Below are 20,482 nucleotides of genomic sequence, written 5' to 3' on the forward strand. Positions count from 1 at the left end.
GCGGCGATCAGGTCAGGTCGTGCGGGTCGGCGGCGTGTCGCGGAACAGGATGTTCTCACCCGGCGGCCGCGCGACCATCGCGCCCGATTCCAGGCAGTCCATGCGCTCGCGGATGCAGCGCACGATTTCCGAGTTCTGCGAGGAGCCGTTGCGCGAGGCTTGCGTCTCGATGAAAGCTTTGAAGCCCGGTGGTAGGCGAATTCTCATCTGAGGGTGTTTGCTGGGCATGAATCAAATTCGATGACGCACTGGTGAGGCATATAGCGCACCAGTGCGTCATTGGCGTCAAGCGAAAAGTGCGCCATAGGTGCGTCATGGCAAAAGATGACCCTCATTTCCGGCTGCGAATTCCTCCAAGCCTCAAAGCGCAGATTGAGTGGGAGGCGAAGCTTAATGATAGATCGATAAATGCAGAGATTATTTCTCGGATCGAAAGCAGCGCTTTTGGCTCATCTCCGTATACGAGGCGTGTGATAAATGAAATTAATAATTTGTCTTCTATTTTAGAAATTAAGGATGATCTTATAGATGCTTTGCTAAAGTACGTTGATATCATTATTAATGAGACCGAATATCCTGTTGGATTTAGAGAAGATATAAAAAACGAAGTTCGAATACTTATGGATCGGGACGTATCATATCGTCCTAAGAGGGCCCCAGATGAGAATCAACAAGACCGACAATCAGAGATGAAGTTCCCAGAGTGAGCGAATGCCCTCCGAATCCAAACGCGCCCGCCGACGCCGTGACCTTTGCCGCATGAAGGCGAAGGCCCGGCGTGTCCGGCCATGGAAGCCGGCGCGCCTGGCCGAGAATGAGGCCGAGTATCTCGCCGTCTGTTCCTGCTGGATGTGCTCCAATCGTCGCGCTATCGAGGGGCCGACGCTGGAGGAGCGGCGATTCCGCGACCGGCTGGTTGCGGAGTGGAGTGGAGATAATGATGGGCAATCGCGGAACACGGGGCGGTGACGAGCGCGATGCCTTTTCGCGCCGGGCGCGTCGCCTGATTGGCTGGCGCCGCTGCGAATTGCGGGTTCTCAAGCGCGCCTTCGCCAAGCGTACCCGCAAACTCGCCGCCGCGCGCGCTCGGTGCGAGGTGTGTCGACCGTGAGCCTGGTCCACAACGAGCGCACCAAGCTTTCCGCCACCTATCTCAACGGCGTCGCCATTGCCGTGATGGCGGTGGGCGGGCTCGGGCCGCTGATTTCGGTGCTGAATGGCGGTTCGACGCCAGCGGCCGGCATCGCCATCGTCAGCGTGATTTGCTTCGCGGGCAGTGTCACCCTACATTTGTTGGCAAGACGCCTTCTCGGGAGCCTGGAACCATGACCACTGCGGATTTCCTGCTGCTGATGCTCATGCCGGTCGGCGCCCTCGTCGTCGGCGGCATCGTCTATCTCGTCGCCTCGCGCGGCCATCATCCTCACGCTGGGCCGGCCGAATAAGCCTGTCATGTTCCGTCTGCCAGCCCCGCCGCGGCGAGATACGCCCGGCGGGGTTTTTCGTTCGTGGCACGGCGCGTTCAGCGTCCCGAACCGGGCATCCCGGCATCCGGCATGGAGCGGCCGAGATTGGCGTTCGGGCCGGGGCGGGCGGCGGGCGAGGCCGGTGCCGCTACCTGCACCTTCACCGAAGAAATCGCCGCGGCGCCGTTCCTGAGGCCCTGTTCCAGCCGCGCCGCTCCGGCGTCCAGGCTCTGTTCCAGCCGGCTCGAGGCTTGGTCGAGCAGATCCGCCCCGCGCGATGCCGCGTCATAGAAGGCCTGTCCGGCCTCGGCGCCGGCATCCTTCACCCGATTGGTGCCTTGATCCATGGCATCGCGCAAGGCATCGAAATTCGGCGAGCCGACGATCGGTGCGTCGAAGCCGAGCGGCGCCACCTGGCGCAGCGGATTACCGGGACATCCATTGCGAGCGCAGCACGCCCGCCGGTTTCGGTGATGATGAGGGTTGAGGGGCGGACGTATTGGCCGGCAAAGCAGCCTCACATTTGTCGGCCAGATCGGAGAGGGAGAGGCCGGCGGCGTAGAGCCCATGCAGCGCGGCGGTCGCATACACCCGGCAGTCCAGCGGCTCATTGCGCACGCCGGGATCGGGCACCCACTCGATGCGGGCGACGCCGCGGGTGTAGCGCCGCACGGGGCGCTCGGCGACCAGGCCGGTGAACCAGAGGTAATCGCGATCGGCCGGCCAGTGGCAGGCGCCGGGCCCGCCATCGTCGATGCGCAGCCGCGAGAGCAGCCCGTGCTTCAGTGTGTCGACGCCGACAATGTGCACGGGCGCGAGGCTGGCAATGCGCGCCTTGGGCGGGCGCTTCGGCCAGGGTGGCACACCCGGCCCGCCGCGCCCCTTGATCGCCCATACGCGCCGATTCAGCCGCTCGGCCGAGAAGCGCATGACTTGGTCGGTGCGGTGCCCGCCGGAATCGACGGCGACGGCGAGCACGGGAAGGTCGGCAATCGCCTTGGGGTGGGCGAAGCGCCGGGCGAGCAGGCGATCGAGCACCGCCCACACCTCGGGACGCGAGGTGTCGCCGTGCACGATCTCATAGTCGAGCGACCAGGAGGCTTCGCCGCGTCCCCAGCCGACGAACTCCACCTCGATGCGATCATCCTGCGTATCGACGCCGGCGGTGATGACGGCGACGCCTTCGGGCAGAAGCTGCGTCCAGGGCGGATCGCAGGGCAGGCCGCGCGCGGCAAGCGTGTCCGGGGCGAGCGGGGCGAGGTCGCGATCCTCATAGGGCTCGCCGAGCTTGAGGTTGGTCCAGGCTTTCAGCTGTGCCGGGTCGCGCTTGGCGGTGAGGAAGGCGCGGGCGATCTCGCCCCAGCTCTCGAAGGGCGAGTAGAGGCCGGAGAGGTGGAAGCCTGCGGTGCGTCCATTGCCGGTGGCGGTCGCCCGCCACTCGCCCTTGGCGAGCAGGGCGGTCTTGTCGGCCTCCTCCATCACGCCGCCGCAGTCATCGGCCTGACAGACGTAAAAGGCCTTGGCCGGCTCGCCCTCCGGCCAGGTGATGCCGCGCCAGGCGAGCGGCTGGTAGCTGCCGCAATGCGGGCAGGGCACGAAATAGCGTCGCTGATCGCTCTCGGCATAAGCCTTCTCGATCCGCGACACGCCCGCCTCGGTCGGCGTGGAAATGAGGAAGATCTTGCGGCGCCCGCGGAAGGAAACGGTGCGCTGTTCGGCCAGCGCCACGGGATCGCCTTCCCCGCCCGCGTCCGCCGGAAAGGCGTCCACCTCATCAAGCACCAGGTAGCGTGCCGCGGTGGAGCGTAGCCCCGTGGCGGAGTTGGCGCCGGTCATGATCAGCGCGCCGCCGGGAAACTCCTTCATGCCGACCGTGTTGCCCGGATCCTTGGCCCGCGCCGGGGCGATGCGGGCGCGCAGGGCAGGGGTGTCCTCGATCAGCGGCTCGATACGCGAGCGCGAGTTTCGCCGCACCATGTCGATCGAGGGCCACACGGCGAGGATCATGCCGGGCGCATGGGCGATCCAGTAGCCGATGGCGTTCAGCCCGGCCTCGGTGCCGCCGGTCTGCGCGCCCTTCATCAGCACCACGCGCTCGATCGCCGATGAGGTCGACAGGCAATCCATGATGTCCTTGAGGTAGGGCACGCGGGACGTGCGCCACGGGCCCGGCTCGGCCGTGGCGTTGGGCAGGACGCGGTTGGTGTCCGCCCATTCGGTCACGGTCATCTGCAGCTCGGGGCGCAGGCCCTGGCGCCACGCGGCATCGACCAGCTGCACGGTCTCATCGGCAAGATCAGTCATGGGCGATATCTCCGATCGGCAGGTTGGCGAGGCTGGCGAGCTGCGCGCGCACCAGGCGATCGAGCGCGCCGACGACGACGGCGAGGTCGGCGCCGGCGGCGGCGGCGATCTCGGGTGCGGCGCGGTTCACCCAGCCGATCCAGGCGTCGCGCTCGACGCGGGCGCGGGTCTCGATGGTGCGCAGCGTCGCCGCGCGGTCGATCAGCGCCCGCCCCATGCGCTCGGCCTTCATCCGGGCGATCTCGGCTTCCGCCGTGTCGCGTACCGCCCGCGGCGAGAGCAGGGCCGGCGCGAGGGGCAGTGTGTCGAGCGAGGCGCGCCGGCGGTTCGGGTCGACGTTCTCGGCTACCCATGCCTTGCCGCGCGCCACATGAATGCGCCCGTTCGGCTCGACTGGAAGTCCGCTGGCGATGAGCTGCGACACCCGCCCGGGCGAAACGCCGATCGCTTCGGCAAAGCCCTTCTTCGACAGGGTTTCCAGGGGGTGCGCGCTGGCATCGTCGAACAGGGTCGAGCCAAGGGGCGAGCTATGCAAATCTTGCATCCTCAACCCCTCCTCAAGCCGGAGACTTTAGGGACTAAAACGCCATTCTCTAGCCAGTTCTCGTGCTCCGCCGGACCCGCGGGCGCCAATTCGGGGAGGACCCGCGCGGATTTTTGACCGCGTTGGACGCATATCTCCGCATGCTCGGCCATCCGCCGCAGCTCCGCCTCGATCTCCGATTTCTCTTCGTGGAACGCTTCGGGGTTCCGATGGCTCGGCAACAACCGCCGCACGCGGTTCGCCAGCTGGAGCAATCTTCGCCCCATCTCTTCGTCAGCCTGTCCTGACGGACTCTGACGCACTGACGCACTCTGACGCAGTTCTCTATATAAAGGGCGTGCGCGTGCGCGCGCACACATGGGGTTTATGGAAACTGCGTCAGAGTGCGTCAGTGCGTCAGGATGCGTCAGCTTCTTCGGATCGATGAGCATTACCGCACACCTCCCTCGATCGGCCCGAACCAGCGCTCTCCGTTCGGCCCGCGGGGCACGTGGCCCCAGCCGATCCGAGCGAGGCAGGTAGCGATGCGCCGCTGATCGACTGTCCCGATCCGCGACATGTCCATGTCAAGGGCGTACAGGGCTACATCCTTGATCGTCACCCGTGACTTGCCGATCAGCCAGTGGGCGATGATCTCTTCCCACGCGTCGGCCTCGAATCGTGCCTCCTGCTGTGGTTTGATATGGGTACGTTCGAACTCGGCCGATGGCCACCACGAGCGGCCGGAGCGGAAGAGGTGCAGTGCCTCGGCGAAGAGCTGGTCGCGATCACGCTGCAGCGCATTCGCGTCAATGTTGCCCACTTTTACCGGCCAGTAGCGACGCCCGCCCGTCTCATCGCGCAGATAGGTCGCCTTGTTCGTCGTGCCGATGAACACGCACTGCCGAGGCATCTCCACCTCAATGCGCCCATAGGGCGGCCGGTAGCGCTCGACCGAGCGGGTGAGAAAGGCCTTCAGCGCGGCATCCTCGGCCCTGCTGATCGCCGATAGCTCGGCGATCTCGATTAGCCATTTGCCGCGCAAATGCAGGCTCACGTCCTTGCCGCTCGTCACGTCCGGCATGTTGTCGGAGAACCAGTCGCCGCCAAGGATGTGGCAGGCGGTCGATTTCATCGCACCCTGCGGGCCTTCGAGCACAAGCATGTAGTCGGCCTTACAGCCTGGCTGAAAGATCCGCGCCACCATCGCCGTGAGGAACATGGCCCCGATCTGCGACGTGTAGATCGTCTTCTCGCAGCCGAGATAGGTTTGCAGCCAGGTCACGACGCGCGGGGTGCCATCCCAAGGGAGGCCTTCGAGATATTCGCGCACGGGGTGATAGCCCCGCTCATGCGCTCGGATGTCGACGGCCTGAAAGGTCGTGTCCTTGCCGAGGCGCGGCAGGCCGGCGCCCTGCAGGTACTCCTGCAGCCGGTTTACATCGTTGTCGCACACCTGGCGGCGCACGAAGTCATCATCGGGGAGGACGTTGCCCTCACCAACCTTCGGAACGGGATTCTCAAGGATCATCGACGAGCGGAACTCGTCGAAGCTGAACAATTGGGCGATGCCGGGATCACAGCGCAGGGCGTGCGCCGCGTTCGCGAGGTTCCCGAGCGGCTGGCCTTTGTCATCCCGCGCGCAGTCCGCCAACCAGCCCGAATAAGGCTCCTTCGCAGGAGGTCGGCGCCCCGATTTACGTTTCTTGCGGGGCTCGGTCGGTGCCAAAGGCGCCGGGTGCTCCGCTTCCTCGGGGAATACGGCATCAAGGATCTGCTGATGCACGTCCCGCTCGGCGCGTGGCAAGAGACCTTTGCCCGGGTCTGTTGATCCGTCGTGCGCCGTCATCGACTATGCCCTCGACGACAGTTTTCACCCTCTGGTTCGTTTGCGGTGTCTATGCTAAGCCATTGAAATTCTGGAGGCGTATTCAATGGCGTTTTGCTGAATTCTACTGAAAAGCCAGCAAACAGGGACCGACTACGAATCTGGGGGTCAGGAGTTCGAATCTCTTCGGGCGCGCCACTTCCGTACAAAACCGCGAACACCCGGCTGGGTGGCTCGGTCGGCGAGTACGGCTCTCTCCAGCACCGTCCTTGATCCGTGGATGCGCACGACGTGCTGGTCGACTTCGACTGCGTCGATCAGCGAGCGCAGATACGCTTTGCGGAACGGCACCTCGCCCTCGGTGATGTTTGAGCGCATGAGCTGCCCGAAGCGGGCAAGCTTGTCCGGATCAAGCCGGCTGGCGGCAGCACCCTGATTCTCGATCCGCTCCAGCGCTGAATGCGCCCGATCCCGATCTGCCTTGAGATTCGCAATCTGTTCCTTGAGCATGTCGTCCGGCTCAGCGATGCCGTCGGCGACAAGCTGGTAGAGCCGCCGGAGCTTGTCTTCCGCCGTCGTTCTTTCGCGCGAGAGTTCATCGATTCGCGCCTGAACCTCGGCATCGGCTTTCACCCGCCGGTCGACGACAGACTGCAGCAGCGCCTCCAACCGCTCGGGCATCAGCACGCGTTCGGCCACATGGCGTGTGACCAGATCGTCGAGCTTCTCCATCGGCACCGTCCGCCCCTTGCAGGCCGACTTGCCGACCCGGCCGGAGGTCGAGCAGCTGTAGTAGCGATAGACCCTGCCGCTCTTCGAGGTGCCGGTGCGCAGCGTCATGGCGCTGCCACAACAGGCGCAGTAGGCCAGCCCGGTCAGAAGGATCGGACCCGAGATCACCCGTGGCGGGCTGTTGTGCGGGCTTTTAGCCCTAAGTGCCTTCTGTACCTTGTCGAAGGTGCGGCGCTCCAGGATGGCCGGCACCGAGATCGGGATAACCTCGTGCTGAGGCTTCACCTGCCCCGTCTTGGAGCTGCGCTTGTTGAAGCTCCATTCCCCGACATAAACGGGATTGGTCAGAATGCCGTGGGTGGTGCCGACGCCGTAGCGGGCTCCGAGTCGCGTGCGGTAGCCCTTGGCGTTGAGGTACTTGGTGATCTCCTTGATCCCCATGGGGCCCGATGTGCCATCTCCTTGCAGGTAGAGGTCGAACATCAGCCGGACGAGCTCGGCCTCCACGGGGTCGACGACGATCCGTTTTTTGATGCGATGGCCGCGCTTCTCGACCTCTTCGAGAGTGAAGCCGAGCGGCAGGCGGGAGCCGTTATAGAAACCCTGCCGGGCGTTCTCTTTCATAGCCCGCAGCACATGCTTGGCGTTCTCGCGGGACTGGTATTCGTCAAACAGGGCGATGACCTGCCGCATCATGACCTGGGCCGGATCGTCCCCGAGCTCCTGGGTGATGGAGACGAGCCGCACGCCGTGCTTCGCGAGGCGGCGGATGTACATCTCCAACCCGAAGGCATCGCGGAAGAACCGGCTGAAGCTATGGACGACAATGACATCGAATGGGCGATCGTCATCGGATGCCCGTTCAATCATCCGCTGGAACTCGTGCCGGCTGTCGTCCATCGCCGACGCCCCCGGCTCCACATACTCCGCGACAACGGACCAGCCCTGCCGCTCGCAATAGGCGGCTGTCTGGAGGCGCTGGTCTGGGATGGAGAGGTCAACGTCGGCCTGTCGCGTGGTAGAAACGCGGAGATAGAGGGCGGCCCGGCTGGTAATCGGCAAGGTTACGTTCATGGCCCAATCGCCTCCCTCAGGTCCCTTCGGCAGCACCGTCACCTCAGCAGCGCATCAATCTCCCGCCTGAAGAAGGCTTCGACAACATCGACCTCGTCAGGTGTGATCGGAACGTTCGACGGCCAGTCGTCGGTGACATGCACGACCTTGGAATCATGCTCGACGGAGTCAGCGGGCGCAAGGTTTTGCTCAGCGTCTCGAATGACGCGCGCATGACGGTGCGGGATCTTTGAGAGTGGTGCGCCAGCCAAGCTCGCAGCTGGCGATGGAGCATCGATGCCCACACCGAGTATTTTCTTCGGATGAAACGGACGCGAGTGGCGCATGCGCGGAGGATCAAGGGCATCCCCCCACTGGCCAAGGGGCCGATTCTACGCCGCAGAACAACCGCGTGCAGCAGCGCAAAAATACTTGTCAGATGCGGCGCGGGAGTCTTTCCCGGGATACGCTTGGTGGAGCGGTCTGGCGGCAACGACCCATACTTGGCGTTCGCCTGCCCTTGCAGCTAAGTCTGCTTTGTGCCGCCTAAACGGTAGTTCGGCCGAGTGGCGCTGAACCCTAAAAGCGGCCATTCGATTGAGTCGCCCCCCCAAGTTGCCGGCACCCCTTTGTGCAATCCACACTGGTAATGCTCATGAGGAGCGGGTATGTATGTGGCTTGGAAGACCGGAAAATACATACGCTTTAAGTTAACAGCGTTGTTCGAATAGAAGATAAATGGCAAATGATGCCGATCAGGACGACAGCGCCTGTAAAGGGGGTAGGATGCACAAACATGATACAGCTCGTCAAATCAGCTTTATGCAGCAAGCCCTTTCGCAGAACCGAAAGCCGATCGGCTTCTTCCTCGGCGCAGGCTGCCCCCTGTCGATCCGTGTCAATCATCGCGAAGAGGGCGGGAACACCGTTACCGATCCGCTGATTTGGGATGTTGCCGGATTGACGAAAGTAATCGCCAAGGCCCTGTCGAGCGGAAACCCCAAAGATCCCAAAAGCTGGGATACAATAGTTCAGATCGCTAAAGAAGACGGTGGCGAAAGCGGAAATATTGAGTTCCTGCTCAGCCGCATTCGCGTGTTCGCGAGCGTTGCCGGCAGCGGGAATGTGCGCGGTCTTACAAAGGCCGAACTCACCACACTTGATACTGAAGTCTGCAAGGTCATCTCGCAAGAGGTTACGCGCTCGCTTCCGACCAAGGACACCCCCTATCATAATCTCGCGATCTGGAGCCGTTCGATCCGCCGCGAGCGGCCCGTTCATATCTTTACTACCAACTATGACCTGCTGATGGAGCAAGCGCTTGAGGAAAGTTCGGCGCCTTATTTCGACGGTTTCATCGGTGCGCGAAAGGCGTTCTTTGATTTGGGCGCGGTCGAGGATGAGGGCCTGTTGCCTCCGCGGTGGACCCGGCTTTTGAAGATCCATGGCTCGCTCAACTGGCGCCTTGAAAATGAGACAGATGTCGTTCGAACCGACGAAAAGACCGACAAGCAGAGCTATCTGATCTACCCATCCCACCTCAAATATGACCAGAGCCGCAAGATGCCCTATCTAGCGATGCTCGACCGTCTCAAGGCTTTCCTGCTCGCTCCATCCTCGCTACTGTTCATTTGCGGCTACTCCTTCGCTGATGAGCATATCAACGACGTGATCTGCCGTAGCCTCGAGGCCAATCCGACCGCACATGTCTTTGCCTGCGTTTTCGGCGAACTTGATTCAGATAACTACAAGCTCGCCCGCCAGTGCGCGCTGTCGACTCCCAATCTCAGCTTGTTAGGTTTCGATAAAGCTATCATTGGTCGCACACTGGGCAATTGGACTGCCGACGGGTCAGATGATCTTTTGCTGCCGCCCAGCATTCTCGTGAAAGATGGCGACAATGTTATACTGCGGCTCGGAGATTTCGCAGCACTCGGCACTTTGTTGCGTGGCCTCTCAGGTGAAGGAATGAGCGATGTTGCGGCCTGAGCTCGCTGATCGGGCAACCGTCATCGGAACGGTTCAAGACGTCAGCGGCACGTCGGTCAGCGTGACCCTGACCTCGGACCGATTCTCGGGCCTAAGCTTTGTCCACGGCCAAGGTCATAAGATCGGTCAGATCGGCAGCTTCGTCAAAATCCCGATCGGCTATGTCGATCTCTATGGGATCGTCTCGCAGGTCGGCGCCAGTGCGGTGCCGGAAAAGGCGGCGCTCTCCATGCCCAATGGGTTACGCTGGATGACGGTCCAGCTGATCGGCGAAGGCTATCGGACTGGCAGATTTCAACGCGGAATCTCGCAATACCCCACCTTCGAGGATGAAGTTCATCTTGTCTCCGAAGCCGACCTCCAAGCGATCTATGGACGATCGGACAAGCAGAACCATCTTGTCCGCGTCGGCCATGTGGCGGGAAGCGAGTCGATCGACGCCCTGGTCGACGTCAACAAGCTCGTCACACGCCACAGCGCTGTCGTGGGAACGACCGGCTCGGGCAAGTCGACGACGGTGGCCGGACTCCTCAACGTCCTGTCGGATGAGAGCCGTTTCCCCTCCGCGCGGATCGTCGTCCTCGACCTTCACGGGGAATATGCCAAGGCGCTTGGCGACCGTGCGAACATCTTTAAGATCAACCCGGATGTCCGCAACATCAACGAGCACCGGCTGTGCATACCGTTCTGGGCGCTGAGTTTCGACGAGCTCATGCGGGTGACGTTCGGAAGCCTCCCGCCCGATGGAAAAGCGCGCAACATTATCCTTGAGCAGATACTTGAAGCCAAGATCGCAAGCCTGACGGCGCAGCCGATCGCCGGTGTCAATCCTGCCAGCATCACCGCCGATAGCCCGGTGCCTTTCTCGCTCAACAAACTCTGGCATGACCTCTATTGCCGCGAGTTCGGAACCTATCTCAGCGCCGGCGGCGCGAACCCGTCAGATCAGGCGACCTGGGCATATGAGTGCGATCCTTTGGGCGCGAAGATCGTGGGGGATGCGCAGGCCGCGGTTCCACCGCGCTTTCGCAAGGTCAAGAATGTCGCCTCTGATCCGGAGAAGATCAATTGGCTCCCCGACGTCCTCAACATCCGTGGGCCGCTTGAGGCGCTCGGCGCCCGGCTTCGCGTCGCGCGCTACGACTTCCTGCTTAAGGCCGGCAGCTGGCATCCCGAGCTCGATGGCACGACGACCAAGACGCTCGCCGATCTCGTCGGGCAATGGCTCGGCAGTGACAAGCCGATCACGATTCTCGATCTATCGGGCATTCCCTCGACGGTGACGAACGACATCATCGGCAACATCTTGCGTGTCCTTTACGATGGTCTCTTCTGGGCGCGGAACCTCTCGGAGGGCGGGCGCGAACGCCCGCTGCTCGTCGTGATGGAAGAAGCGCACAGCTATCTTGGCGACAATGGCAGCAGCGCCGCCTCGATCGCGACCCAGCGCATTGTCAAGGAAGGGCGCAAATATGGGATCGGCGCGATGATCGTCAGCCAGCGCCCGGCCGAGATCAATCCCACGATCCTGTCACAATGCGGGACTTTCTTTGCGATGCGGTTGAGCAACGCCACCGACCGCTCACATGTGACCAGCGCTCTCTCCGACAACCTCGAAGGTTTGACCAGCATGTTGCCGGTGCTTCGCACCGGCGAAGCCATCATCCTCGGCGAAGCGGTAAGGCTCCCAATGCGGACAATGATCCAGGCGCCACCTCGCCATCGTCGCCCCGACAGTCAGGATCCACTGATCTGTGACGAAGCCGCGCCCGAGGATTCGATGACGCCAGGCGGTTGGAACCTGCAAATGCACATCGCCGTGGACTATCGCTATTTTGTCGAGACCTGGCTCCAGCAGAACCCGGTCCCCACTCCGCTCAAGAAGGAATAACACATATGGCCTGGCAGGATTTCGCTCCCTTCACCTCGTCGAACATCGCCGCAATCCGCTACGATGAAGAGCAGCTGCTGCTCGAAGTCGAGTTCCTCAACAGCACCCGCTATCATTATTATGAGGTGCCGCCGCAGATTGCCCAGGCCTTCGATCAAGCCGGATCGAAGGGGACTTTCCTTGCCTCGACCATCAAGGGTCATTATCGGTACAGCCGGGTCTAATATGCCTCTTGTCAGCCTCGATCAGAAAAATACTCGCGTTCATTTTGGTGCCTTCGAAGTCGACAACAAAATCTTATTCGAGTTCTTCAACAAGTCTCCCGCTGCCGATCGCGACGAGCAGCTTCACAAGGCGCTGTATATAGGCGTCCTAGCGTTGATGGAGGACAGGCTCTCGAGCTTCCTTTCGAGAACCGCGAACGAGCTCGGCACTGAGCTCGAAAGCCTGAAGCTCATCTTCGACATGAAGAAGGAGCTTTTCTATCGGTCCGCGGTCAAGGGCGTGCTCGCTGAAACCGACATCGCCGACTTCCTGTCCGAGTTTTTCGGTCGCCAGAAGATCGCTGACCGGATCGAGCTGACCGGCGACCGCGCCGGTGCGATCCGTCGGAATAAGACGGGCGACATCGTATGCCATCTGGCCGGCGACAGCGGCAAACGGATCGCGATCGAGTGCAAGTTCGACAAGAGTATCCGCCTTGGCGACATCCAGACCAAGGACATCTTCACGAAGAGAGCGGACACGGCCTGGAGCCAACTCCTAGAAGCGCAAGCGAATCGCGACGGCCAGGTTGGCATCATCGTGTTCGACGCATCGCTCGTCGATAACAGCATCTTGGTTGCGGTGCAGGATCTGAAGTTCTTGCCCGGTATCGGCCTGATCGCGATCATCGATTCCCAGAAGGGTGATTATCGCAACCTTGCCATCGCGTACATGCTCGCGCGCGACATCGCTCTCAACTCAAAGACGATGGAGCTCGACACCGATGTCCTCAAGATCATCGTCAATCGGCTGATAAAGGATGCGCGTGACATGGCGCTGGTAAAGCATCTCGTCACCGCCAATATCGACAATATGAAGCAGATCCTCGCGCAGATCGAGAAAGGTATCCTCCTCGCCGAATTCAATCAGCGCTACCTCATCAAATTCCTCGCCGAGGGGACACTTACTAAGGAGGATATGCTTGCCTTTTATGCGGGCGAAGAGGTCAAGGAACGCTTCCGCTTGGTCGAGCGGGAAATTGGAGATCTTTGCTCTTGACGTGAACGGTTCTCCTAATGGCAACGCCCTCATTGCGGGGACGACCTTGAAGGGCAGACGGGTCAGCGACGCATTGCGACTTGCGTCGCCTCGGCCTCGCCATAGATCGCCGCATTCAACAACTTCTCGTGCAGGTCCATGGGCCTGAAGCCGTAGCGGCGCGGTAGGGCAACAGCGACCTCGCAGGCAAACGCCGAATGTCTGCTCCAAACAAGAGCTGGCATTCCGCCCGGGCTCTTGAACGGCAGGCAAGTCCCGATGTCGACCGCCCAGCGCGTCCGAGCGGTTACCGAATTGCGCTTCTCGTCCGGCATCAGCCGCAGGATCTTCTCGGTGATCTTGCGATACTCGGCGACAGGGCTCTCTGCCTCCAGCACCGCGATGATCGGCTCGAAGGGATCACGATGGATGCGGGCCACACGCTGGATCTCACGTGCACGGGCAAGGCCGTGGCGATGCATCTGCTCGCAGGCTGCGTCCCAGTCAGCATGGGCGGCGGAAATGTCGCGTTCCGTGATCAGATTGGTAATGGGGCGGATGCGCTCTCCCAAATGCGGGTTCTGCCGCAGCCAGCCCGTCTCGGCGCGGGTGAGCGCGGAGGCGATCCGCATCATGTTGACTTCCCACGCGGTGTAGAAGCCGCGCCGACGCTTCCGCCATAGGATGTACCAGTCCCACACGATCGGGAAGACCAGCAGACTGAAGCTCAGATTCTCTAGCGGCACGCCGAAGCCATGGACCGCGCCACTGGGTGAGGCCGCCAGCGCACCGAACACCAGACCGAGATGCTCGACCTTCTGGGATGCCGTCTCCTCGCCACAGACACCGTTGCGCTGGTAGCCGAAGGCCGTCAGCGTCGCCGTCTTGAACCGGATGAGATCGGCCATCTCCTCGGCCAGCTGGGGCGGCGCATCGAGCGCCGCGCTCGCGAGGTCCGGATCCGGCAGCGATCCATCCTCTTCCCGGCAAAACCGGTTGAGCCCCCGCGGCCGGGAGGATTGGTCGAGCAGGTCGGGAAAGCGTATCGAGTAGCGCTGCTTCATGGCGGCGGCCTGGAAGCGCCGATAGTCGGTCGCCCCCGTGATCACCACGCGCTGTACCAACTCAAGGATCTCCTCCCGCTCCTTCAACGGGCGCCGATCAAAATCATGCGGCAGGTGCCAGGCGAGGCGCCGACGCTCCGCACGGCTGATGCCGGCAATGGTCCCCGCCGACGTTCAGCGATCTCCGTTCGGCAGTTTCGAGCGGAAGTAGCCGGGCGAGAGGCGGTAGCGACGCTCGATAAGCTCCAGTGCCATGAGCCTTCGCGAGGCGGGGGCACCTTCACGCCGCGGCGCCACATATTCAGCGCGGTGGCGTCGACCTGGGCCGCGCTCGCTTCAAGGGCCCGGGCGAGGTGCTTCAGGGGCGGCACGCGCGCGGCGAGGAGATCGAGAAGCCAGTTCTGGAAGATATCGGCGTCGCGGGACGACAGGACGGTCGTGGCGCGCTGCTGGCAGAACTTCATCAACATGCGCGCGAAGCTCGTACGGGGCATCGGCGGTCAGTGCAGGCACGTTATGGAGGGGCGACTCGCCTCGGTCAGGGGCGGCGTTTTTGCCGATAAGCCCTTCTCTCGGCCACGATCCAGAGGTGGCAGGCCTCGCGATCCAAAACCAAGAGGCAATGGTCCTCAGACCGGCATCAGACGGCAACAACGTGCGGCTAATCGTTCAGCCAATAAGATTCCCACGAAGCCCGCACATTACTTTACAGCGTCGCAATGTGTCGCGATCAAGAAACTATCCTGCAAAAACAGCCATCCAACCGCAGCGCAATGTGCGAGCTTTTATCCTGCCCTCAAGCTAGCCCCTCTTCGCCGGGCCCAAGAGAGACCACGTCATTTCGCTGCGATACTACGACAGAGCGACAGAGAATGCGCCATGGGCCCCTAGAGCTACCGACTGCTCGTCAAGCTCTCCGGAAATGCGCGGCCTGACTGGTCCAGGGGTCGCCAAGTGCGCGGCGAGTTCGCCATGCATCGTCATGCCCGATGCCAAGCGGATGTCGATGACCCGCGGCCGAACCGCTTGGAGCCGTCGGTCGCGGTGCAGAGAAGCTGCACAGGAGCTGCGGCCGAACCGCGCTGAAGCCGCAGCTACCTTGCGCAGGAATTACGGTCGCGGAGGGCTATTCCGGCGCTGACGGCTTGCGGAAGCGCACACCGGCGCCGCCGCCATTCTCTGGAATAAACTCGATGCCGGCGGCTTCGAACGCCGCTCGAATGGCCAAAAGCGTGCTCGCGTGAGCGGCGTAGTTGTTCTCGATACGTGTCACCGTCGCAGCAGTTATGCCGGCATGGTTGGCGAGATCACGTACGCCCCATCGCAGCGCCGCACGCGCCATTCGAACCTGATCTGACGTTAACAAATTTATACCTTGACATAATTTCTTGGCGATTCAGACTCGGCTTCTTCGCTGCTCTGCGGTGAAGCGGCCAAGCGAAGCGGTTGCAACGCTCCACTTGGCCTGACCACAACCCTAGCTGTGTGGAGCTCGGATCATGGCTGATTCTGAGATTACCATGAGTCTGTCCCAGCCATCCCGGAGGGACCTTCTCTCTGCCGCCCTGGCGACTGTCGGCGGCTCTTCCTTCAACAGTTTGGCTGCAGCCGCACCGCAGGAGCGCGGCGAGAGAGATGCTGCATTCATGGCGTGGAACGCGTGGCGCGCCGCGCATCGGCGCACGCTCGCTCTGTGTCGGAAGCAGCAGCGACTGGAGTCCGAGCTCGCCAGGACGATCGGCTTTCCGCATGCGGTTCTGGTTGCAGACGAATTGTCGTCGCCTGTGCGGGTCAGCTCCCTGATGCAATTCGATGAGTTTGCGGCCGATCTGCCGTCGCTACGCGCGCGACGCGCCGAAGTCGCTGCCACCCTGCGCGCACATCAGCAGCGGTGGGACGACGCGGACCGCGCCATTGGCTACTCCGTCACCCGGCACCATGAGAACACGGCATCTGCCGCTGAAGAGCGCCTTATTGCGATGCTCTTTGCGACAGACGCCACGTCTCTACGTGGCCTCTCAGCCAAGCTCGATGTGCTGATTGCTGTCGGCGCTGATGGCGCCGAGGGGCGGCATTTCCCGTGGCCGGAATTGCGGCGCATCCGCAGGGATGTTGCGCGCTTGATGCAGTTGCGGCATGACGATGCAATCGGCCTCACTGCTTGAAGCAGTGCTGCCGATGCCGAATGAGGACACCCATGCCGCTTCAATTTGACCCACACACGGGAAAAATCACCTACAGGGGCAAAGAGGTAGGTGAGTACACTTTCAAGGATGGCCGTTCCACCGTCCAGCTTAACCTCGAATACGAAGGCGGCGAAGATTGGATCGTCCCGCTAAGCTGGTTCGCCTACGGGCTTTCTATGCTTGCCGAGAATCAGCCCGCCCAGGCGCTGCTGACCATCGAAACGGGTGAGCATAGCATCGCCGAAAAATTCGACGTTTTGCGCTACCTGACCGAAAAACAGGTGAAGAGCGGCGGCTACGTCTGGGTATTTCACAAGACCGATGTCGATGACTGGCCGTCACCGCTGCATGGGCACGACTACGACAAGGGCCTGAAACTCGATGCCATCACGGGCAACATTTACGACGTGGGAACAAAGGAGTTGTGCAAGAAGCTGAAGGCTGGCGACTTAAAAGATGTTCAAGACAAACTAAGAGAGTCAAAAGATTTTAAGGATGCGGCCGTTACCCTGATTGACAACATCGCTGACACTACGGACCCCGTGTAGCGCTTGATTGCGTAAAAATCGAGAGCCTGACAGGCCTAGCGACTACGATCAGGCAATATGGACGTGAGTAAGTCGCTGGAAATGCGCGCCGTCCAGGCCTTCGAACGACGCGCCGGTCATGATTACTTGTGCTCTGGCATAGTCCTCGTGGCCCAGCAGGCCGATGAAGGGCTGGACAATGAAATTTTCCTTATCGCCGATCTTCTCACCCAGAAAATCACCGGGCACATCGATGATCACGAGCCCGGGATAGTGACAGCCCTGAACCGTCGAAAGTGTGAGGAGTCCGTAGTGATAGGCCATCAGGAAGTAGAGGGAATCTGTTCCTCCGAGCGCTTTGGACCATAGGCGCCGCCCGACAAGCACCCGAAATGCACGGCCCGATAGCTCGACGCGCACAGGATTATGCCGCCATGTTTGAGGCTGAATCTGGTTCAAAGCTTCCAAATAGGCATTCATCCCCAGCTCGAGCTGCTCGGCTGCAACATCGAAGTCGATGGCGCGGGTTGACGCCGCAACACTGACCTCCAGCGGTGCGATCAGCTTCTCGAGCTCTGCGATCTCTCGGGTGAGCTCCAAGCCAACTCCCAGCGCCTCACCGACCCGGTCGAGCTGCCGGCCCCGTTCGTCGATCTGGCCCAACATCAGGTCGATGGCGCTCACATTGTCCTGCGCCAGCGCCGCAACGGCGGAGCGCGCCGGTACCAATTCCCGGTCGATCGCCCGAAGCTCGGCCTCTGCGGCGGCACCATCGGCGGCTAGCTTTTCCGCCTCTCTTCCGATCATCGCCAGCAGTTCGTCCGCTTCCGCCAATTCGCCGACGAGGCGATCGCGCTCGAAGCGCAGCCTCGCCGTGCCCATGCCCTCAATCATCGGATCAGCGGGCAGATGCTGATGGCACAAGAAGCAATCGTCACTATGCCCGATCGTCGGCCTAACTGTCTGATCACAGGCTGGGCAGTGGGTGATCCGCAGATCGGCGAGGACGGCGCCGGCGTCGGCGGCTCGATCCATCCGCTCGATCTCTTCTGCAAGGTCGCGGCGATAGCGTTCGATCTCGCCAAGACGCTCGGCAGCTTCCTTCTGTCGGCGACTGAATTCCTCGATCCCTACCGAGGTGGCGGCGCGCAAGGCGCCGAGTTCCGCGACTCGGCTCCGCTGTCCGGGCGGCAGGACAGTGTCCGCTGTGGTCGATAGAAGGACATCACGCTCTTGAAGCAAGCGCGTGCGATGCTCTTCCAGTCTCATTTTGGCAGACCCTATCGTCACAACGCTGACATCAAGGTGGATGTCACCATCGGCAAGAAGCTCCCGCGATAACTGGTTTAGCATTGCCGCATAATTTTCGCGCCGAATCTTTAGCTTCTCGACCTGCAATTTATACTCGACGAGCGTGCCGTAGTCCGGACTAAAGACATGCTCGGCGAGCCCTGAGAATTGCAACACGCAGGCAAGCTGCTCGGCTTCGGGTTGGCGGTCGGCGAGATCGGTCCAGAATCCTTGACGCCGATAGATATGGCGCAACAGCATCCGAAAACTCAGTTCGGGCCATGTCTGGCCGGACATCGGATTGCCTTTGGGAAAATTGAGCAGCGGTATTCCGAGTTTGTCGAGCAACCAATGCTGAAACTCCCGCGCGAGCATCGGTTCTTGATCGACATAAATCTTGCCCTTGCCACCGGGCTCCTTCCACCGGCGGGAGATCCAGAAGGTTTGCTCGCCGATCCGAATTTGCGCGGAGGCGGCATCATATTTGAGAGCGAGACCTTCGTCCTCGTCACCCTCGAATGGATCGGGGCCGGGATCGCCGAGAAGATAGTCGAGAGTCTGTAGCCATTTGGTCTTGCCGGTGTTGGGGCTGCCTACGAGCAGGTTCACACCTTCCTTGAATATCAGCCGCTCATTTCCGCTCGTTGCAAAGCGGCGATTCAACGACAGGATGGAGAGGAAGGTTGCCGTCATCTTTGGATCACACGTCCCATTTCGCGCCGGCTGACTTCGGTATCGAATATTCGGTAGATCAGACCCTTGAGATAATTGCCAGATTTGGCGCCGAATGCAGCCTTGACCTGCTTCAGTCGCGCGATGAGGGGCGCGAAGGACGGTCGCTCAGCGAGCCGCTGCGCGCTTTCTTTGCCTAGCGCGGTCAGACTGATCTGATAAGAATTCTTTTCCTTCACGACGCTGATCAACTGCTTGGCCTCGAGATGGGCGAGCACATGATAATAGCGCTTGTCCCAGGGGCCATAATGGTGGCGTACCATCGAGGCTTCGACGGCCTGATGATGGTTCGCGGTTATGTCGCGATCGCTTGGTGTTTTGGCAATCGCGGCGCGCGCGACTTCGAAGAATTCTGGATATCGTGTGAAGAAATCGAGCTTGGCCATCTTGGTTAATCCATCGATCCGGCCGGCGATGCCGCACACTTTCATGAGGAGCAGTAGACGCGCGGCATGGAATTCGAGAATGTCATCTGCTGCGAGAGGTAGGCTTGCCGGCTGGGTGCCGAGGCGAGACAGCGATTTCATAATGCCGGCGGCTCGAAACGCAGCAGGCAACGGTCAGCGATGTCGTAGAGGCAGCCCTTCAAGAAGGCGGACTGGTCGGGAAAGCCCGCCGGCCGATTTGCGTTGATTAGGTCCATCTGCTCGACGCACCGGGCATGGAATTGCGCGCCATCGAGTTTCAGCGCGCCCGACATCAGCCGGGTTCGCAGCGTGAGCGCATCGGACTTGACGCGCCCTTGGAACTCGCGAATCTCGTCCGATTCCATATAGCGCGGCGACCGGATCAAGCTCGCGTAGTCACGTCTCAGCTCGACCGCGAGGCCGACGATATCCGCCGACACTCCTGCAGCCACGAGCTTGTCGGCTAGCTTGCCACCGGATTTCTGAGCAGCGCCTTCGACTATTTCGCGCAGCTTATCGGACCACCAGTTCAGCATGAACCCGCGTGTGATAATCTTTTTGGCTCGATGCGGCACCCATTTGAGGTCGCTCGCCGCCTTCGCCATTGTGCGCAACTCCTCGAGCAGCGTCGTGATCTGCTCGATCAAAAGGACGCAGCCAGCCCTGTTTCCGAGCGCGAAAAGACGCCGCTGGTTGTCTTTGATGACCGTTTGGAGATCGTAACGCGGATCCCAGCGACAATGGACGAGCCAATAGGAGCTATCGTTTCCCTTTGGAGATTGCGCCCCTGGGAACCGCCGGCCTAGCTCCTCGTGGAGCTCCTTCATCGCTTCGCACTCTAAGGACCGAAATTCGGAATCCGCCGGATAGGTCAGGGGCTCCAGTGCGCTCGCAGGCGGCCGCAGCGTAACGATTCGGAAGCGGGCGGTCTCCGAATGGCGGTCGCGTGCCAGAGAGCGCTCGAAGAGCGAACTGTTGAGCGACTTCTTCTTCTCGCAGAGCGTGGCGACCGTCCAAAGCTGATCGGACTCCTCTGCCTTCACCTGCACATATTCGGCGATCCGCTCGGCTCCGGAGCCTGCTGCTCGCGCGAGAACGAGGTCGTCATGAGTCTCGCAATGTACCTTCAGCAGGTTCGCGTCCTCGATCATCTCTAGGAGACCGACTCATAACTCCGCAACCAGATGCGGATTGACGCGAGTTGGATTGAGGCGAGGAAATTGTCGTCTCGTTTGTCATAGCGGGTAG

At 61.4% G+C, this 20,482-nt stretch carries 21 protein-coding genes; 8 read left to right on the forward strand and 13 right to left on the reverse strand.

Features of this window, described 5'->3' with window-relative positions:
• Positions 1-12: 12 nt before the first annotated feature.
• Complete coding sequence (locus tag QOZ99_RS17990) at positions 13-228, reverse strand: Arc family DNA-binding protein (protein ID WP_306891380.1); 216 nt, start codon at positions 226-228, stop codon at positions 13-15.
• 86 nt (positions 229-314) lie between these two features.
• On the opposite strand from QOZ99_RS17990, the gene QOZ99_RS17995 reads away from it, so the two are divergent.
• Together QOZ99_RS17995 and QOZ99_RS18000 are read left to right on the forward strand one after the other, a co-directional pair.
• The gene (locus tag QOZ99_RS17995) at positions 315-707 is read left to right on the forward strand and encodes an Arc family DNA-binding protein (RefSeq protein WP_306891381.1); all 393 of its coding nucleotides are present in this window, start codon (positions 315-317) and stop codon (positions 705-707) included.
• A gap of 400 nt (positions 708-1,107) precedes the next feature.
• A complete protein-coding gene (locus QOZ99_RS18000) occupies positions 1,108-1,329 on the forward strand; it encodes an amino acid transporter (protein WP_306891382.1) in 222 nt (73 codons plus the stop codon).
• A gap of 193 nt (positions 1,330-1,522) precedes the next feature.
• On the opposite strand, the gene QOZ99_RS18005 is transcribed toward QOZ99_RS18000, so the two are convergent.
• From QOZ99_RS18005 to QOZ99_RS18030, 6 genes are all read right to left on the reverse strand, one after another.
• On the reverse strand, positions 1,523-1,879 hold the full coding sequence (locus QOZ99_RS18005; protein ID WP_306891383.1) for a hypothetical protein: 357 nt from the start codon (positions 1,877-1,879) through the stop codon (positions 1,523-1,525).
• Between the two features lie 13 nt (positions 1,880-1,892).
• The gene (locus QOZ99_RS18010; RefSeq protein ID WP_306891384.1) at positions 1,893-3,770 is read right to left on the reverse strand and encodes a phage terminase large subunit family protein; all 1,878 of its coding nucleotides are present in this window, start codon (positions 3,768-3,770) and stop codon (positions 1,893-1,895) included.
• Positions 3,763-4,305, reverse strand: a complete 543-nt coding sequence (locus tag QOZ99_RS18015; RefSeq protein ID WP_306891385.1) for a hypothetical protein — start codon at positions 4,303-4,305, stop codon at positions 3,763-3,765. The genes QOZ99_RS18010 and QOZ99_RS18015 overlap by 8 nt, the downstream gene beginning before the upstream one ends.
• Positions 4,306-4,744: 439 nt before the next feature.
• Positions 4,745-6,142 (reverse strand): virulence-associated E family protein, encoded by a 1,398-nt coding sequence (locus tag QOZ99_RS18020; RefSeq protein WP_306891386.1) that lies wholly within the window; start codon positions 6,140-6,142, stop codon positions 4,745-4,747.
• A gap of 147 nt (positions 6,143-6,289) precedes the next feature.
• A complete protein-coding gene (locus QOZ99_RS18025) occupies positions 6,290-7,927 on the reverse strand; it encodes a recombinase family protein (protein WP_306891387.1) in 1,638 nt (545 codons plus the stop codon).
• Positions 7,928-7,965: 38 nt separating this feature from the next.
• Positions 7,966-8,253 carry a hypothetical protein gene (locus tag QOZ99_RS18030; protein ID WP_306891388.1) on the reverse strand — a complete coding sequence of 96 codons (288 nt, stop codon included), beginning with the start codon at positions 8,251-8,253 and terminating at the stop codon, positions 7,966-7,968.
• 391 nt (positions 8,254-8,644) lie between these two features.
• Here QOZ99_RS18030 and QOZ99_RS18035 point away from each other — a divergent pair, with 391 nt between their 5' ends.
• Genes QOZ99_RS18035 through QOZ99_RS18050 form a run of 4 tightly spaced genes read left to right on the forward strand, consistent with a single transcriptional unit; the run spans position 8,645 to position 13,049 of the window.
• Positions 8,645-9,895 (forward strand): SIR2 family NAD-dependent protein deacylase, encoded by a 1,251-nt coding sequence (locus tag QOZ99_RS18035; RefSeq protein WP_306891389.1) that lies wholly within the window; start codon positions 8,645-8,647, stop codon positions 9,893-9,895.
• Positions 9,882-11,786, forward strand: a complete 1,905-nt coding sequence (locus QOZ99_RS18040; protein WP_306891390.1) for an ATP-binding protein — start codon at positions 9,882-9,884, stop codon at positions 11,784-11,786. The genes QOZ99_RS18035 and QOZ99_RS18040 overlap by 14 nt, the downstream gene beginning before the upstream one ends.
• Before the next feature lie 5 nt (positions 11,787-11,791).
• Entirely contained in the window at positions 11,792-12,010 is a 219-nt protein-coding gene (locus QOZ99_RS18045) for a KTSC domain-containing protein (protein WP_306891391.1), read from the forward strand.
• A 1-nt stretch (position 12,011) separates the two neighbouring features.
• On the forward strand, positions 12,012-13,049 hold the full coding sequence (locus QOZ99_RS18050; RefSeq protein ID WP_306891392.1) for a hypothetical protein: 1,038 nt from the start codon (positions 12,012-12,014) through the stop codon (positions 13,047-13,049).
• Between the two features lie 62 nt (positions 13,050-13,111).
• On the opposite strand, the gene QOZ99_RS22330 is transcribed toward QOZ99_RS18050, so the two are convergent.
• The 3 genes from QOZ99_RS22330 to QOZ99_RS18060 form a co-directional block, all read right to left on the reverse strand.
• On the reverse strand, positions 13,112-14,152 hold the full coding sequence (locus QOZ99_RS22330; RefSeq protein ID WP_370876883.1) for a hypothetical protein: 1,041 nt from the start codon (positions 14,150-14,152) through the stop codon (positions 13,112-13,114).
• Between the two features lie 23 nt (positions 14,153-14,175).
• Positions 14,176-14,562, reverse strand: a complete 387-nt coding sequence (locus QOZ99_RS22335) for a hypothetical protein (protein ID WP_370876884.1) — start codon at positions 14,560-14,562, stop codon at positions 14,176-14,178.
• 656 nt (positions 14,563-15,218) lie between these two features.
• Positions 15,219-15,434: a helix-turn-helix domain-containing protein gene (locus QOZ99_RS18060; RefSeq protein WP_306891393.1), complete on the reverse strand. Its 216-nt coding sequence runs from the start codon at positions 15,432-15,434 to the stop codon at positions 15,219-15,221.
• Positions 15,435-15,591: 157 nt separating this feature from the next.
• On the opposite strand from QOZ99_RS18060, the gene QOZ99_RS18065 reads away from it, so the two are divergent.
• Together QOZ99_RS18065 and QOZ99_RS18070 are read left to right on the forward strand one after the other, a co-directional pair.
• A complete protein-coding gene (locus tag QOZ99_RS18065; RefSeq protein WP_306891394.1) occupies positions 15,592-16,257 on the forward strand; it encodes a hypothetical protein in 666 nt (221 codons plus the stop codon).
• Between the two features lie 32 nt (positions 16,258-16,289).
• On the forward strand, positions 16,290-16,826 hold the full coding sequence (locus QOZ99_RS18070; RefSeq protein ID WP_306891395.1) for a hypothetical protein: 537 nt from the start codon (positions 16,290-16,292) through the stop codon (positions 16,824-16,826).
• A gap of 48 nt (positions 16,827-16,874) precedes the next feature.
• Here the strand turns inward: QOZ99_RS18070 and QOZ99_RS18075 are convergent, their stop codons facing one another.
• From QOZ99_RS18075 to QOZ99_RS18085, 3 genes are read right to left on the reverse strand one after another with little or no spacing between them, the layout of a single operon-like run.
• The gene (locus QOZ99_RS18075; protein ID WP_306891396.1) at positions 16,875-18,788 is read right to left on the reverse strand and encodes a hypothetical protein; all 1,914 of its coding nucleotides are present in this window, start codon (positions 18,786-18,788) and stop codon (positions 16,875-16,877) included.
• Complete coding sequence (locus QOZ99_RS18080; protein WP_306891397.1) at positions 18,785-19,354, reverse strand: hypothetical protein; 570 nt, start codon at positions 19,352-19,354, stop codon at positions 18,785-18,787. The genes QOZ99_RS18075 and QOZ99_RS18080 overlap by 4 nt, the downstream gene beginning before the upstream one ends.
• On the reverse strand, positions 19,351-20,385 hold the full coding sequence (locus tag QOZ99_RS18085) for a dsDNA nuclease domain-containing protein (RefSeq protein WP_306891398.1): 1,035 nt from the start codon (positions 20,383-20,385) through the stop codon (positions 19,351-19,353). The genes QOZ99_RS18080 and QOZ99_RS18085 overlap by 4 nt, the downstream gene beginning before the upstream one ends.
• Positions 20,386-20,482 lie beyond the last annotated feature (97 nt).

The organism is Ancylobacter amanitiformis, from assembly GCF_030814815.1.
Lineage (GTDB): Bacteria > Pseudomonadota > Alphaproteobacteria > Rhizobiales > Xanthobacteraceae > Ancylobacter > Ancylobacter amanitiformis.